Raw genomic sequence first — 13,943 nt, 5'->3', positions numbered from 1 at the left:
CCGGACCCGTGACGAAACCGGGCCGGTTGTCCGTCGGTTCAGTTGTCCAGGCCCCGCTCGATGGCGTAGCGGGTCAACTCGACCCGGTTGTGCAACTGGAGCTTGCCGAGCGTGTTCTGTACGTGGTTCTGCACCGTACGGTGCGACAGGCCCAGCCGCTCGGCGATCTGCTTGTACGACAGCCCCTTGGCGACCAGCCGGAGCACCTCGGTCTCCCGCTCGGTGAGCCGTGGTGTGCCGTCGTCCTCGACCGGATCGGGGACGGCGGCGAGCCGGCGGTACTCACCGAGCACCAGACCGGCCAGCCCCGGGGTGAACACGGTGTCGCCGGCGGCGGTACGCCGTACCGCCTCCAGGAACTCCTCCGGGGCGGCCGACTTGACCAGGTAACCGCTGGCACCGGCCTTGACCGCGTCGAGCACGCTCTGCTGCTCACCGCTGGCCGAGAGCATCAGGACCCGTACGCCCGGCACCGCGCCGACCAGCCCGTCGATCACCTCGACACCGGAGATGTCCGGCAACTGGAGGTCGAGTACCACCACGTCGGGCCGGGCGGCGGCGGCGATCCGGACCGCCTGGCGGCCCTCACCGGTGGTGGCCACGACCGCGTAACCGGCCTCGGTCAGGTCGCGGGCCACCCCCTCCCGCCACATCGGATGGTCGTCGACCACCATCACCCGGATCGGCGTGCCCGTACTCATGTCCCCACCCTAGATGGTGTCGTTTTTCCTGAGCCGCACCTCGATGCCGATCCCCACTGGTCAGCCGATCGGGATGCGGAGTTCGATCTCGGTCCCCTGGCCGGGGCCGGTGGTGATCCGTACCGTGCCGCCGAGGGCGGCGATCCGGCCCCGGATCGACTGCGCCACCCCGAGCCGCCCCTGCCGCGCGGCCTCCGCCAACCGCTGGGCCGGAATGCCGGGACCGTCGTCGCGGATCGAGACCGTCACCACGCCGGCCTCCTCCTCGACCAGCACCCACGCCCGGCCACCGCCGTGCCGGGCGGCGTTGTCCAGGGCGGCACCCGTCGCCGCCCCGACCTCACGGGCCAGCACACCGGGCAGCCGTACGGGGGTGGCCGGCATCGCCACCGAGACCGTCGTCGAGGCGTACCCGCCGAGGACCGTACGCAGATCCGCCTCCGGAACCTCGGCGGTGTCATCGGCCCGGGTCGGTGGCGGGGTCGCGATCAGCGCCCGCAGGGCCGCCTCCTGCTCACCGGCCAGCCGGGCCAGCTCACCAGCCTCCCCGTCGAGCCGGGCGCCCCGCCGCTGGACCAGGGCGAGCACCTGGAGCACCGAGTCGTGGATGCCACGGGCCAGCCGTTCCCGTTCGCGGGTCGCGGCCTCCAACTCGGTCGCCCGTTGCAGGCTCTGCTCGGCGATCGCGGCGAGCCGGGCCACGTGCCCGAGGGCGATCCCGGCGAGCAGCATCAGGATCACGCCGTTCACCGTCGCCTGGATGACCCCGTCGCGCATCAGCAGGTCCGTGCCGCCGAGGATCAACGCCGCGATCGCGCCCCGCCGCCGACCCCCGGTGACCGCCCAGGCGAGCACCGGTCCGCCCTGCCAGGCCACGGCCAGGGTGGGCACTCCCGAGGCGAGCGCGGCCTGCCCGGCCACCCAGACACTGGCCAGGAGTACGGCCATCACCACCAGCAGGTCGGCGACGAGCAGCGGCCAGCGTCGCCGGGCGGGTCGGGCGTACGCGTAGCTGGCGAAGACCGTCCAGGCGGTCATCGACACCAGTACCGGTACGGCCGCCGCCGGATGGGCGTACTCGCCCAGGTTGATCAGCACCAGGGCGAAGACGTAGCCGAGAGAGGCGAACCGGAAAACCGCGATCGCCCGCCACAGCGGCACCTGGAAGCCGCTCGCCGGCTGCTCGATCGGTCTCTCCGGCACGAACCCGACGATGTCACATCGACGCGGCCGGGACGATCCCCCCGACGTCCTCGTCAACGCACCGAAACGAGCCGATCCGGCGGGGCGCCACGGTCGGGTGCGCGACTGTTGCGGCATAACCTGACGTAGGGTGAAAATGCCATAAAGCATTTTTCGATCGATGGCGAGCCGACCATGACCAGCACCGCACCCCGCACTCCGCGTACGGTGGTGCCCATCGACGCACCCCCACTGCTCACCGAGACCTTCGACCGCGCCCGGGTGACCGAGGTCCGGCACTCCGTCGCCGCCTCCGCCGAGGCGTCGGGGCTCACCGGCGAACGCCTCGACGACTTCGTGCTGGTCGTCAACGAGCTGATCACGAACGCCGTACGGCACGGCGGGGGCCGGGGTTGGCTGCGGCTCTGGCGGGCGCCCGGGACGATCGGGTGCGAGATCTCCGACCACGGCACCGGGATCGACGCCGACCGGCTGGACGACCGGCGTAGACCCCCGCCGGACACCATCGGCGGCTGGGGGCTGTGGCTGGCCCGCCGGCTCAGCGACGAGATCACGGTGCAGACCGGTCCGGCCGGCACCACCGTACGGATCACCGCCAGCCTGCCCCCGGACGACCCGGCGGCGGTCAGCTGAACAGTGCGCTGACCGACTCCCCGTTGTGGATCCGCCGCATCGCCTCGGCCAGGGCCGGTGCCACCGAGAGCACCTGCAACTTGGGCACCCGCTTCGCCTGCGGGATCGGCACCGTGTTGGTGCAGACCACCTCGAGTACGCCGTCCTGCTGGCTGAGCCGCTCCAACGCGTCACCGGAGAACAGCCCGTGGGTGCAGGCAAGCCGGATCGAACGCACCTTCAGGTCCCGCAGGTGGTCCATCAGCTCGACCATCGTGCTGCCCTTGGCGATCTCGTCGTCGAGCACGATCACGTCCCGGTCGGTCACGTCGCCGATCACCGCGCTGATCTGCACCCGGTCGTCGCTGAACCGCTGCTTCGCGCCGGCCGCGACCGGGGTCCCGAGCATCCGGGCGAAGGCCGCCGCCTCCTTGGCGTTGCCCAGGTCGGGCGAGACGACCACGGTCTCGGACAGGTCGTAGCGCTTGAAGTGGTCGGCCAGCTCACGCAGCGCGTGCAGGTGATCCACCGGCACGCTGAAGAAACCGTGCACCTGCGGCGAGTGCAGGGTCAGCGCGAGCACCCGGTCGGCACCGGCCGCCACCAGCAGGTCCGCCACCAGTCGGGCGCCGATGCTGATCCGGGGAGCGTCCTTCTTGTCCGACCGCGCGTACGCGTAGTGCGGCAGGACCACGGTGATCCGGCCGGCCGAGGCGCCACGCGCCGCGTCGAGCATGAGCAGCAGCTCGACCAGGTTCTCCTGCACCGGCGGGACCAGCGGCTGGATCAGGAACACGTCCCGCTCCCGACAGTTGGCCTGTAGCTGCACCTCCAGGCAGTCGTTGGCGAACCGGGAGACCCGGACCGGGTGCAGGGGGACGCCGAGGTGGGCACAGATCTCGGCGGCGAGTTCGGGATGGGCACTTCCGCTGAAGACGGCGATGTCGCGCACGGTCGCATCCTAGGTTTCCCGGCCGCCGTCCGGTGCGTGACCTGGCCGGTGCGCACCCTGGCCCGTTCCGGGTACGGTGCGGCGGTGACCGAGCAGTATGTCGCCGCCATCGACCAGGGCACCACCTCCTCCCGGTGCATGGTCTTCGATGCCACCGGCACCCCGATCTCCGTGGCACAGCGCGAGCACCGGCAGTTCTTCCCGCAGCCCGGCTGGGTCGAGCACGACGCCGAGGAGATCTGGGAGAACGTCGAGTGGACGATCCGGGAGGCCCTCGACGGTGCCTCGATCGGCCCCGACCGGTTGGCCGCGATCGGCATCACCAACCAGCGCGAAACCACCCTGGTCTGGGATCGCGTCACCGGGCGGCCGGTGGCCAACGCCATCGTCTGGCAGGACACCCGTACGGTCCCGCTGCTGCGCCGGCTGGACGAGACGTACGGAGAGCACCGGTTCCGGGCGCGTACGGGGCTGCCGTTGGCCACGTACTTCGCCGGGCCGAAGCTGATGTGGCTGCTGGCCGAGGTCGACGGGCTGCGCGAGCGGGCCGAACGCGGCGAGGTGCTCTTCGGCACCATGGAGAGCTGGCTGATCTGGAAGCTCACCGGTGAGCACGTCACCGACGTGACAAACGCCAGCCGTACGCTCCTGATGGACCTGCGCACCCTGGACTGGGACCCGCAGATCCTGGACCTGATGGGGATTCCCGCAGCGATGCTGCCGCAGGTCCGCTCCTCCGCCGAGATCTACGGTACGGCCACCGGCGTACTCGACGGCGTACCGGTGGCCAGCGCCCTCGGCGACCAGCAGGCGGCCCTGTTCGGCCAGACCTGCTTCGAGCCGGGCGAGGCGAAGTGCACCTACGGCACCGGCAGCTTCCTGCTGCTCAACACCGGCACCGAACCGGTCGTCTCCGGCCACGGACTGCTCACCACGGTCGGGTACCGGATCGGCGACCAGCCGGCGACGTACGCCCTGGAGGGGGCGATCGCGGTCACCGGATCACTGGTCCAGTGGCTGCGCGACAACCTGGGACTGATCTCCGCCGCGCCGGAGGTGGAGGAGTTGGCCCGCACCGTCGAGGACAACGGCGGCTGTTACGTCGTACCGGCGTTCTCCGGCCTGTTCGCGCCGCACTGGCGCAGCGACGCGCGCGGGGTGATCGCCGGCCTCACCGGTTACATCACCAAGGGGCACCTGGCCCGAGCGGTGCTGGAGGCGTCCGCCTGGCAGACCCGCGAGGTGGTGGACGCGATGAACGCCGACTCCGCGGTGCCGCTGCGCAACCTGCGGGTGGACGGCGGGATGACCGGCAACGAACTGCTCATGCAGTACGTCGCCGACGTCCTGGATGTACCGGTGGTCCGGCCGGCGGTGACCGAGACGACCTGCCTCGGCGCGGCGTACGCGGCCGGCCTGGCGGTCGGCTTCTGGCCCGATCCGGAGACGCTACGGGCCCAGTGGCGCCAGGATGCCCAGTGGCAGCCGGCGATGGACCCGGATCACCGCAACCGGGAACTACGCAACTGGCGCAAGGCAGTCGAACGCACCCTCAACTGGACCGACGACTGACCGCGTACCGGTACGGGCGCCCGTGGTGCTCGCCCGCTTGATCCACGCGCGCCTAGCTGTCGGCGAGGGCGGCCCACGAACAGGTGAGCGCGCGTGGATCATGAAGCGCTCCGGCTGCGCCGCAGCCATACCGCTCGGAGCGGTCTACCACTGGCGGCCGGTGAGCCGTTCGTAGACGTCGACGTAGCGGGCGCGGGTGGCAGCCACGATCTCCTCCGGCACCTCGGGCGCGGGCGGCTTCTTGTCCCAGCCGGTGCTGACCGCCCAGTCCCGGACGAACTGCTTGCCGAGGGAGAACTGCCCCCGTCCCGGCTGGTACGACTCCGCCGGCCAGAAGCGCGACGAGTCGGAGGTGAGCACCTCGTCGGCGAGGACCAGGGTGCCGTCCGGCGCCCACCCGAACTCGAGCTTGGTGTCGGCCACCAGGATGCCCCGCTCGGCGGCCAGTTCGGCGCCCCGGCAGTAGACGTCCACGGTGATCTGCCGCAGTCGCTCGGCGGTTTCGGCGCCGACCTTGTCGACCACGTCGGCGAAGGTCATGAACTCGTCGTGCTCGCCCATCGGCGCCTTGGTCGTCGGCGTGAAGATCGGCTCGGGCAGGATCGACGCGTCGACCAGGCCGCGCGGCAGCTCGACCCCGGAGACCGAGCCGTCGCGCTCGTACTCCTTGAGTCCCAGACCGGTCAGGTAGCCACGGGCGATGCACTCGACCGGCACCATCTCCAGCCGCTGGACCCGGATCGCCCGCCCGGCCCACTCGGCAGGTACGTCCGTAGCGGAGATGACATGGTTCGGCACGATGTCGGCGAGCTGCTCGAACCACCACAGCGACAGTGCGGTGAGCAGCTTGCCCTTGTCCGGAATCGGCGTCGGCAGGACCGCGTCGTAGACCGACACCCGGTCGGAGGCGACCAGGATCAGGTCATCGCCGTCCGCGTAGACGTCCCGTACCTTGCCCGAGTGCAGCAGTTCCACGCCGGCAAGTACATCACGCCCGGTCGCGGCATCCCACGCGCCGTCGCCCCGGTGTGACGCGACTCCGTCCGTGACCCGACGCACCGGCTCTGACCTGGGCAGGAACGGCGCGACCGGGCGCAGATCCGGACACCGCACGCGATCGGGCACACCCCACTCCCCGTCCCATGCGTTACGGCGGTGGGTCACGCATGTCAATGCGTCGTTGCCGCCGCCACTGGACCGGACTGTGGATCTCGACCGGACGGCCGTTGACACCCGGTGGCCGTACCTGTGTAAATGTTCCCGATTGAGCCTCTGACCGGCGCCGTTGGGAGAGAACGTGCCCCCTGCCTTCCGCCCGTCCCGGCGCCGGGCGCTGGCCGCCGCCACCCTGGCCCTCGGGCTGCTCCTGAGCAGCACCCTGACCGCCTGCGACGGCGCCCGGGACACACCGTCCGAGGACCCGATCCGACTCTCGATCTTCTGGTGGGGCGGCGAGAAGCGCGCCGAGCTGACCGAGCGGGCGCTCCAGCTCTACTCGTCCCGGCACCCCGAGGTGACCTTCCAGGTCACCTGGCAGGGCAACACCGGCTACTACGACCGTCTGTCGAGCCAGGCCGCCGGCGGCAACCCGCCCGACCTGTTCCAGATCGACGACAACTACCTGACCGAGTACGCCGAACGCGGCATCATCCTCGACCTGACCGAGCACGTACGGCAGAACCGGCTCGACCTCACCGGCCTGCCCCCCAGCCTGGCCCAGTACGGCCAGGTCGCCGGCCGGACGATGGCCGTCGCCGCGGCCGAGAACACCCCCGGTCTGATCTACAACAAGAGCCTGCTGCGCCGCCACAACCTGCCCGAGCCCCGGATCGGCATGGAGTACGACGAGTTCGTGGACTGGGCGGCCCAGGTCACCGAGGCCACCGACGGCAAGGTCGCCGGGACGATGGACCCCTCCGCCGACTACAAGGCGCTCTGGCTGTGGCTGCGGGCGCAGGGCAAGGAGCTGTACCGGGGACGGCAGCTCGGTTTCACCGAGTCGGACATGACCCGCTGGTTCGACCTGTGGCGGGACGCCCGCTCCGATCGAGCCACCCCGTCGGCGGCGGTCATCGCGGAGGCGAACAGCGGCGACGTCACCCGCCAACTGGTCGCCACCGGCAAGGCCGCGACGAGCTTCATGTGGTCGAACCAGTTGCCCGAGTTGCAGAAGTTGACCCAGGACGAGTTGGGCCTGGTCACCTATCCCGGCGCCCCGAAGGCCCAGTGGGCGCGGGCGTCGATGTACTGGGCCGCCTTCCGCGGGTCCCGCCACCCGGAAATCGTGGTGGACGTGATCAACTTCCTGGTGAACGACGTGGAGGCCGGGCAGATCCTCGGCACGGAGCGCGGTCTGAGCGCGAACCTCGACGTCCGCTCGTACGTCGAGGACACGCTGACCGACCAGAGCATGAAACTCACCGCGTCCTTCGAGACCTCGATGGTCGACCGGTTCGGACCCGCCCCGACGCCGCCGCCCCGAGGTCACGCGAAGGTCCGTGCCCTCCTGATCAGCGTCGCCGAGAGCGCGCAGTCCGGCCGGGCGACCTCCAAGGAGGCGGCGCGGGCCTTCGTCAGCGAGGCCAACGCGTCGCTGGCCGGTGGCTGAGCGTCCGAAGGCGACGACTGAGGTCAGTGGCCGGGCCGGCGCCGGGTAGGGCGCCGGCCGGCCGGGACCCGATCAGCGGCGGCCGGACCGGCGACGGAGCAGCAGCACCAGCACCACCACGATCGCCACCACGACAACACCGCAGCAGACCAGCCCGAACAACCCGGCACCGATACCGCTGCGGCGCGGCCGGCGTGCCGCCTCCAGCACCAACTCACCGGTGCCGGACGACGCCCAGGCCGCCACCGGCACGAAAACGGCCAGGCTCGCCGTGAGTACGACGGCGCTGAGCCTTGCCCACCACTTTCCAAGAGAAGCCATGGCTACATCCTCCGTGTTGGGCGCAACCCTTACGCCTCGCTCGCTCGAAAGGGACGTTACCCACGGCGGGGCGGAAAGTACCCTCGGAGCGCCGGGGAGCGTCACGGGCACAGTGGGCGGACCGCCTGCCAGCCCGGGTCGTAGCGGGTCCGTAGCCGTACCCGCCCCTGGTCCCAGCCCCGGACGGCGTCCCGTACCGGCCCGAGCGGCGACGCGCCCGCCTCGGCGTACAGGTGAAAGGTCCGGCGGCCGGCGCAGCTCTCGTGGGCGACCAGCACCGCGCCCGACGCAGCCGCCGCGATCTGCTCCTCCAGCCGCTCCAGCGCGGCGAGCGCCGTCTCGGTCGGCAGCCCGGTCTCCGCCGCCCGGTACGGCACCACCACCCCGAGGTGGGTGTCCAGGTGCGGCCAACGGACCGGCTTGAGCGGATGCCGCACCGCGGCGGTCTGCGGACTGCCTCCGACCGGGGCGCGTTCGAGCAGCACCCAGCTCGTCTCCCGCAACCGCCGGGCCAACTGGGCCACCACGGCGGTGAGCGCCTCACCCGACTCGGTACGGGGCGGCAGCGTGGTGCTCACCTCGACCCCGCCCACCCACAGCTCGACCGCGACCTCACCGAGCAGCCAGTCCAGGGCGAGGAACGCCACCCGCATCCGATCCGGTTCACCCAACCGGCCAAAGTCCGGGTGATGTACGAGCACGTCCACCTCGTACCGGTCGGGGTCGATCCGGCAGGCGAACCGCAGCTCGGTCAGCTTGATCTCGTGCCCGGAGACGGTCAACGCGGCCGACAGCGAGGTCGGATCGGGTTGCCGGGTCGAGTGGTACTCCCACCGGTCGTCGGCGGCCGGAGCCGCCCGGCGCCAGCGTTCGGCGACCGCCCGCAGCCGGGGCGCTCCGGCGGCCGAGACGACAAGCGCGTGACCGGACCGGGTGCCCTGGGCGAACTCCCACTCCAGTTCCCGGTCGATCGCCTTCACCCGCCCGCTCACCTCGGCGATGAGGTCGTCGGACCAGGTGCCGTCGGCGATGGCCGCCTCCACCCTGGGCCGCGCACCGGGCCACCACCGCCAGAATTCGGCGATCGCCGGACCGACATTCCTGTGCTGGCGCGAGAACAGCATGGCAACGGAGCGTACGACCGAACTCGCCAACTGTTGATCGGCCGATCAGCCTGACTCGCTGATCTTCACCGATATCTTCCCGACCCCGGCGGGTGGCGGCACCCGCCGATTTCCGACCCTGCTCGATGGGGGCAACCGAAGATTCGCGGATCACCGACACCGTCGGGAACCCGTGTATAGCCTCGACTTGCCGGTCCGAATTCGATTCACGTTCGCACCGTCCGAACCTTCCGGACGGATCCGAGCCGTCCCGACCGGCCGCCGCCGAGGGGGTGTCCCGTGCCCACATGGCCACCGTTGAGCCGACCTGGAGCACGGGCCACCCGACCGGGGATCTCGGGACGCAGAACCAGGATGCGTACGGGCGGCGGCGGCAGGCCACTGGCGGCCCTGTCGGCCGTACAGCGGTCGATCCTGCGGGCGCTGGCGCTGACCGGGACACCGGGAGAGCTGTCGTTCGTCGAGCGGATGGTGCGGCGATCCGGGCCGGCACTCGAACACGACATCGAGACCCTCATCGGGTACGGCCTCCTGCGTGACGCCACCGACGGGCTGCACCTGGCCGACCCCGGCGTACGGCGGGCGGTGTACCGGGTCACCCCACCCTCGCTGCGCGCCGCCACCCACGTACGGGCCGCCGCGATCCTGGAGCGGTGCTGCCCCACGCTCGCCGCCGAACAACTGCTCCGGGTGCTGAACACGGCACCTCCCCCGGACGGCACCGCCACCGGGCCGGAGCGGATCGACCTCGACCTGGTGTCCCGACTCGCCGTCGACTCCGCGGTGGACCCGTCCGTGGCGGCGGAACTGCTGCTCGCCGTACACACCCGCGCCGGGGCGGGACTCGACCCGCGACACCGACGCCGGCTGCTGCCCGCACTCGTCGACCACCTGATGCTGGCCGGTCGCGCCGAGCGGGCGCTGGCCGTACTGACCGAGGAGATCGCGGCCGACCGGGACGGTCCGGAGCAGCGTGCCGTCCTGCTCGGGCGGTTGGGGGCGTGGCACGCCACCGGACGCCCGTCACTCGCCCTGGCGTACCTGCACCGGGCGCTGACCCAGGACCGGTGCGCACCGGTCCACCGGGCCTGGCTGCTGACCACGCTGGCGGCGACCGCCGGACCGCTCGGCCAGCCCGACATGACCGGGCTGCTCGGCGAGGCGGAACGGGCCGAGCGGGAGGCGCCCGCCCCCGGCGGCACCGTACGCCTGGCGCTGGCCCGCGCCGGGGTGGCGCTGGCCGGCGGCGACCTGCCCACGGCCCGGCAGGTGCTGGGGCGGGTGGATCCGCACACGCCCGCGTCCCGGGCGCCGGCCGCCCTGCTCCGCGTCGACCGGATCGCCGTCCAACTCGCGCTCGGGGAGTTCGACGAGGCGCGGACCGCGCTCGCCGCCGCCACCGTGGAGGTCGGACGGTTCGCCCCGGTGGTCGAGCCGATGCTGACCGCGCTCGACTGCCTGCTCCGGATCACCGTCGGCGAGCTGCCCGAGGCCGAGGTCCGGGCCCGGCTCGCGCTGCGCCCGCGCCCGGACCGGCAACTACCCGAGGACGTACGCCTGGAGCTGCTCGCGGTCGCCGTCGAGGCGCTGATCCGCCGGGGCCGCCCCGACCGGGCCCGGACCCTGCTCCGCGCCGAGTCCCCGGCCACCGGCTGGCCGGACCTGATGCCGTGGATCCGGCTGGGTTGCGCCGCGGCGACCGATCCCGACCCGGTACGGCACGCCGACCTGCTCCGGCACACCGTTGACGGGCTGCGCCACTCGCTGGCCCACCTGGTCCGGCTGCCGCACCGGGGGCCGATGCTGGTACGGGCCGCCCTCGCGATCGGTGAGCCGGCGTTGGCGCGTACCGTCGCCGGCCACACCGCGACGATCGCCGAACGGGTCGACGGCCCGCTCTGGTCGGGTCTTGCCGACCACGCGGCGGCCCTGGTCGAACGGGATCCGGCCACCCTGCGGCAGGCGGTCGCCCGGCTGCGGGCCACCACCGCCCGCCCGGCGCTGGCCGACGCCCTGCTCGACCTGGCCCGGCTGCCCGGCGTCCCGTCGGCCGAAGCCGGTGCCGCCGCCCAGGAGAGCGCCGGGCTGTACGGGCGGATCGGCGCCACCGGCGACCAGGAGCGGGCCCAGCGGCAGCTCCGGGCCCTCGGCGCGACGGAACAGCGGTCCCGGGACACCCGTCCCCGAGCCGGCCTGGACGCGCTCACCCAGAGCGAGGTACGGGTGGCGGCACTCCTGGCCGCCGGGGCGACGAAGCAGCAGGCGGCGGCCCGGCTCTTCGTCTCGTTCCACACCGTCGACACCCACCTGCGGGCGATCTACGCCAAGCTCGGTATCCGTACCCGGTTGGAGCTGGCCCGGATCTGGGACGGCGACAGGCCCATCGGGGAGACCTCCTGACGGAAGCGGTTCGGACCGGCGGTGGGGAACGCTCCTCGCGCCGGGACCCACCGCCGGTCCACGGTCAGCGGACCACCGGCTGTTTCGACTTCGGCAGCGCCTCGATCATCTCCCGCGGCAGGTTCAGGGTGTCGGCGCTGATCTGCGGCGGCGTGTTCGCCATCCACTGCGCCAGCGAGATGTCCTCGAACCGTGGGTTGCGGAACATCTCCAGGAACCGCAACGGCTCGTCGCCGAGGTTCTCGATGTAGTGCCCGTACGCGAACGGCACGTAGCCGACGTCGCCGGCCTGGTAGTTGAACGTACGGTTCATGCCGGAGCTGGCGAAGACGCCCATCCGACCGAAGCCCGAGATGTAGTACTGCCACTCGTCGTCGGTCGGATGCCAGTGCAGCTCCCGCATCCCGCCCGGTTCGATCTCCACCAGGGCGGCGCAGATGGTGTTCGCGGCGGCGAAGTTCGTCGAGTCGGCGATCCGTACGGAACCGCCCTTGAACCGTTGCGGCGCCTGCGCGTGCATCCGGTGCTTGAACGTACGCGGCACGTCACCGGTCGGGCTGACCACCCTGTCGGCGGAGAGCGCGGGCGGGACCTGCCCGCTGAAGATGTACTTGTCCCGCTCGGGCAGGTTCTCCAACTGGTCCACCGTCCAGCCGAAGTTCTTGGCCAGCACGTTCTTCGGCACGTGCGCGAAGAAGTCGCTGATCAGGAAGGTCCCGTTCTCGGTGAACGCCCCGTCGTCGAAGACCAGCAGGAACTCCACCCCGTCGGCGAGCGCCTGGATGTGGTGCGGCACGCCCTTCGGAAAGAACCACAGGTCGCCCTGCTCCACGTCTTCGAGGAAGTTGCGGCCCTCATGGTCGACGGCGCTGATCCGGCAACTCCCGGCCAGCACGTACGCCCACTCGGCCGCCTGGTGCCAGTGCAGCTCCCGGTACGCACCCGGCTCCAGTTTCATGTCCACGCCGGAGAGCTGGCTGGCGATCGGCAACTCGCGCTGGGTCACCTCGCGGGTCCACCCGCCCTTCTCGATCCGGGTGTGCGCCATCGAGAAGGAGAACTTCAGGTTCGGCACCGTGCCCTGGTCGGTCGGCGGCGGCACGAGCAGGTCCGGGTTCTGCCGGTCCAGCTCGACGTTGCGCGGGCCGGGGTCCAGACCGCCCTGGTCACCCCGGATGGGCTGGAGTACGTCCTGACGGGCGAAGTCGGGCATCGTGGTTCGTCCTCTCGGGTCGGTGCCGCGTCGAGTGCGGCCGGGATGGCAGGAAGAACAGGGCCCGGGCGGGGCACGGCCCGCCCTGGACGGCCACGGCGACCGGGATCGCCAGGCAGGTGAGCAGCAGTGCGGCAACGGCCCACCAGGAGATCCCGGCCGCCGCACCGGCGACGGCGAGCCCGGCGAGCACAACCAGCCGGGTGCGCAGACCGGCGATCGAGGTCGGTCCGGTGGGCGGGGTCGGTCCGGCGGGCGGTGCCGCGACGGTGGACGGGGTTCGCCGCCGGGTGACCGATGCCGCCGGGCGGTGGCGGGTCGGGGTTCGCACTGGTACGACTCCTCTCGGGTCGAGCACACCGGATCGGTCCGGGTCTTCCGCCGTACGCCGGTCGGGTTTCACAGCAGCAGGACGATCGGCAGGCTGAGCCCGAGTACGGCGACCACCGTGCCGGCCGCGGCGGCCACGTGGGTGGTCAGCGGGGCGTTCACCAGCGGGCCCATCAGCGACCGGTCCCGGCAGAAGAGGACCAGCAGGAAGAGCGCCACCGGCACACCGAGTGAGATCACCACCTGGCTGAGGATCAGCAGGCCGGTCAGCGGGGCACCGAGTACCAGGGCCAGCACCGCCGGAGTCATGGTCACCAACCGGCGCAGGTGCACCGGCACCCGCCGGGCGAGGAAGCCGTGCAGCACCACGTCCCCGGCGAGCGTGCCGACGCCGGACGAGGAGATGCCGGAGGAGAGCAGGGCGATCGCGAACGCCAGCGCGGCGGCGCCACCGACCTGGGTGGCCAGGTGCTCGTGCGCGGCGAAGAGATCACCCGTCCACCCACCGGCGGTGGCCGCACCGAGTCCCGCACCGAGGGCGATCATCGACACGTTGACGATCGTCGCCACGCCGAGGCCGACCACGCAGTCCAGCCGCAGCGCACGGCGTACCAGGGTGGGTTGCGCCCGAGCCACGGCCGCCGCCGGTCCCCGGTCCTGGACCAGGGCGGAGTGCAGGTAGACCGCCGGGGTCGACGTACGCGATCGCGGCGACCAGGGCCGGACCCAGCATGGGTGTCAGCCTCGACCGACCGCGACCCGCTACCGGTGCCTCGGTACTCGGCGCAAGCGCATCCGTCGTCACCACCCGATCGTGGCCCCACCGCCGGTCGGTCCACATCGCGCGAACACGGGGGATTTGCCGGGCATGTCCGCTGAGCGGGGACAGCGAGACCTCGTCCGGCAG

13 protein-coding genes are annotated in these 13,943 nt (G+C 71.8%); 4 read left to right on the top strand and 9 right to left on the bottom strand.

From position 1 onward, the window contains the following. Positions 1–38 precede the first annotated feature (38 nt). Together ACWEFB_RS30985 and macS are read right to left on the bottom strand one after the other, a co-directional pair. Positions 39–701 (bottom strand): response regulator, encoded by a 663-nt coding sequence (locus ACWEFB_RS30985; protein WP_452291071.1) that lies wholly within the window; start codon positions 699–701, stop codon positions 39–41. 60 nt (positions 702–761) lie between these two features. Beyond that, on the bottom strand, positions 762–1,904 hold the full coding sequence (gene macS / locus ACWEFB_RS30980; protein ID WP_452291069.1) for a MacS family sensor histidine kinase: 1,143 nt from the start codon (positions 1,902–1,904) through the stop codon (positions 762–764). A gap of 174 nt (positions 1,905–2,078) precedes the next feature. Here macS and ACWEFB_RS30975 point away from each other — a divergent pair, with 174 nt between their 5' ends. Then, entirely contained in the window at positions 2,079–2,537 is a 459-nt protein-coding gene (locus tag ACWEFB_RS30975; RefSeq protein WP_326562690.1) for an ATP-binding protein, read from the top strand. Here the strand turns inward: ACWEFB_RS30975 and ACWEFB_RS30970 are convergent. Next, entirely contained in the window at positions 2,530–3,468 is a 939-nt protein-coding gene (locus tag ACWEFB_RS30970) for a ribose-phosphate diphosphokinase (protein WP_326562689.1), read from the bottom strand. The genes ACWEFB_RS30975 and ACWEFB_RS30970 overlap by 8 nt on opposite strands. Before the next feature lie 84 nt (positions 3,469–3,552). Here ACWEFB_RS30970 and glpK point away from each other — a divergent pair, with 84 nt between their 5' ends. Further along, positions 3,553–5,040, top strand: coding sequence for a glycerol kinase GlpK (gene glpK / locus ACWEFB_RS30965; protein WP_452291066.1), 1,488 nt, complete (start codon positions 3,553–3,555; stop codon positions 5,038–5,040). A 144-nt stretch (positions 5,041–5,184) separates the two neighbouring features. On the opposite strand, the gene ACWEFB_RS30960 is transcribed toward glpK, so the two are convergent. Further along, positions 5,185–6,015 carry a phosphoribosylaminoimidazolesuccinocarboxamide synthase gene (locus ACWEFB_RS30960; protein ID WP_452291064.1) on the bottom strand — a complete coding sequence of 277 codons (831 nt, stop codon included), beginning with the start codon at positions 6,013–6,015 and terminating at the stop codon, positions 5,185–5,187. A 322-nt stretch (positions 6,016–6,337) separates the two neighbouring features. Between ACWEFB_RS30960 and ACWEFB_RS30955 the strand changes: the two genes are divergently transcribed. Further along, on the top strand, positions 6,338–7,648 hold the full coding sequence (locus ACWEFB_RS30955; RefSeq protein WP_452291062.1) for an ABC transporter substrate-binding protein: 1,311 nt from the start codon (positions 6,338–6,340) through the stop codon (positions 7,646–7,648). A 72-nt stretch (positions 7,649–7,720) separates the two neighbouring features. Here the strand turns inward: ACWEFB_RS30955 and ACWEFB_RS30950 are convergent, their stop codons facing one another. Continuing rightward, positions 7,721–7,969 carry a hypothetical protein gene (locus ACWEFB_RS30950; RefSeq protein ID WP_326562685.1) on the bottom strand — a complete coding sequence of 83 codons (249 nt, stop codon included), beginning with the start codon at positions 7,967–7,969 and terminating at the stop codon, positions 7,721–7,723. A 101-nt stretch (positions 7,970–8,070) separates the two neighbouring features. Further along, complete coding sequence (locus tag ACWEFB_RS30945; RefSeq protein ID WP_452291060.1) at positions 8,071–9,093, bottom strand: DUF695 domain-containing protein; 1,023 nt, start codon at positions 9,091–9,093, stop codon at positions 8,071–8,073. Positions 9,094–9,447: 354 nt separating this feature from the next. Here ACWEFB_RS30945 and ACWEFB_RS30940 point away from each other — a divergent pair, with 354 nt between their 5' ends. Next, the gene (locus ACWEFB_RS30940) at positions 9,448–11,493 is read left to right on the top strand and encodes a LuxR C-terminal-related transcriptional regulator (protein ID WP_452291058.1); all 2,046 of its coding nucleotides are present in this window, start codon (positions 9,448–9,450) and stop codon (positions 11,491–11,493) included. Between the two features lie 64 nt (positions 11,494–11,557). Here the strand turns inward: ACWEFB_RS30940 and ACWEFB_RS30935 are convergent, their stop codons facing one another. The 3 genes from ACWEFB_RS30935 to ACWEFB_RS30925 form a co-directional block, all read right to left on the bottom strand. Further along, complete coding sequence (locus ACWEFB_RS30935; protein ID WP_452291056.1) at positions 11,558–12,706, bottom strand: oxalate decarboxylase family bicupin; 1,149 nt, start codon at positions 12,704–12,706, stop codon at positions 11,558–11,560. Further along, positions 12,660–13,037: a hypothetical protein gene (locus ACWEFB_RS30930; RefSeq protein ID WP_452291054.1), complete on the bottom strand. Its 378-nt coding sequence runs from the start codon at positions 13,035–13,037 to the stop codon at positions 12,660–12,662. Before ACWEFB_RS30930 ends, ACWEFB_RS30935 begins: the two co-directional genes overlap by 47 nt. Before the next feature lie 68 nt (positions 13,038–13,105). Continuing rightward, positions 13,106–13,714: an Nramp family divalent metal transporter gene (locus ACWEFB_RS30925; RefSeq protein ID WP_452291104.1), complete on the bottom strand. Its 609-nt coding sequence runs from the start codon at positions 13,712–13,714 to the stop codon at positions 13,106–13,108. Between the last annotated feature and the right edge of the window lie 229 nt (positions 13,715–13,943).

Source organism: Micromonospora sp. NPDC004704, from assembly GCF_053601675.1.
The sequence above is the reverse complement of the archived record's forward strand: the minus strand, read 5'-3'. Positions and strand labels throughout refer to the sequence as shown.

What these genes read in the sequence shown, in the direction of transcription:
- ACWEFB_RS30985 (WP_452291071.1), bottom strand. Translation starts at nt 701, where the DNA reads ATGAGTACGGGCACGCCGATCCGGGTGATGGTGGTCGACGACCATCCG.
- ACWEFB_RS30975 (WP_326562690.1), top strand. Translation starts at nt 2,079, where the DNA reads ATGACCAGCACCGCACCCCGCACTCCGCGTACGGTGGTGCCCATCGAC.
- ACWEFB_RS30950 (WP_326562685.1), bottom strand. Translation starts at nt 7,969, where the DNA reads ATGGCTTCTCTTGGAAAGTGGTGGGCAAGGCTCAGCGCCGTCGTACTC.
- ACWEFB_RS30945 (WP_452291060.1), bottom strand. Translation starts at nt 9,093, where the DNA reads ATGCTGTTCTCGCGCCAGCACAGGAATGTCGGTCCGGCGATCGCCGAA.
- ACWEFB_RS30940 (WP_452291058.1), top strand. Translation starts at nt 9,448, where the DNA reads ATGCGTACGGGCGGCGGCGGCAGGCCACTGGCGGCCCTGTCGGCCGTA.
- ACWEFB_RS30935 (WP_452291056.1), bottom strand. Translation starts at nt 12,706, where the DNA reads ATGCCCGACTTCGCCCGTCAGGACGTACTCCAGCCCATCCGGGGTGAC.